Annotated in this window: 1 protein-coding gene; it reads right to left on the bottom strand. The window is 57.6% G+C overall.

Annotated features, from left to right (window positions below; all coding sequences use genetic code 11):
• On the bottom strand, positions 1-597 hold a 597-nt coding region (locus tag H8711_RS13910), incomplete at both ends, for a relaxase/mobilization nuclease domain-containing protein (protein ID WP_249283915.1).

Raw genomic sequence — 597 nt, 5'->3', positions numbered from 1 at the left:
GCGGTCAAAATCATCTCCCAGCTTGCGGGCGGTAATGGGCTTTGTCCTGTCCGGCGTGAGGTAGGATAGCCGCCCTCGGCTCTCCTTGACAGTCACGCCCTGTTGCAAGAGAACGGCGGTGAACTCGCCATAGCTTGCGGCAGAGGACAGCGCGGTGCGTATGGCCTGCCGCAATTTTTCCTTGTCTGTTTCAAACTTCGTGGGCTTGGCTGGCTGCTCCTCGGCTGGCAAGGCGGCAGCTTCCTTGTCCAGCTTTGCCTGCCCTTTCCGCTGCGCCCAATACTCACGCTCGGTAATGCGGTTTTTGCTGCCATGCAAAAGGTCGATTTGATAGAGATTTTCCCGGTGGCACAGCTCCATGACTTCGGCTTTGAAGTATTCCATCGTCGCGTCTGTGCAGCGGTGTTTGCACCCGGCGCGGGTGTCTGCCGGTCTGTCCATGTAAGGCAGGAACGGAACTTCCTCTATCCGCAGAGAATTGATAACGATATGCACATGGATATTGCCGCTGTGGTTGTGTCCGTCCGGGTGGGTGCAGACAATGGCTTGGTGTCCGGGAAACTGCTTCCGGCAAAATTCCTCGCCCAACGCCTGCGC

Origin of the sequence: Ligaoa zhengdingensis (assembly GCF_014384885.1) — a bacterium.
Lineage (GTDB): Bacteria > Bacillota > Clostridia > Oscillospirales > Ruminococcaceae > Ligaoa > Ligaoa zhengdingensis.
Note: the sequence above shows the minus strand (reverse complement) of the source record. Positions and strands in the feature narration are given on the sequence as shown.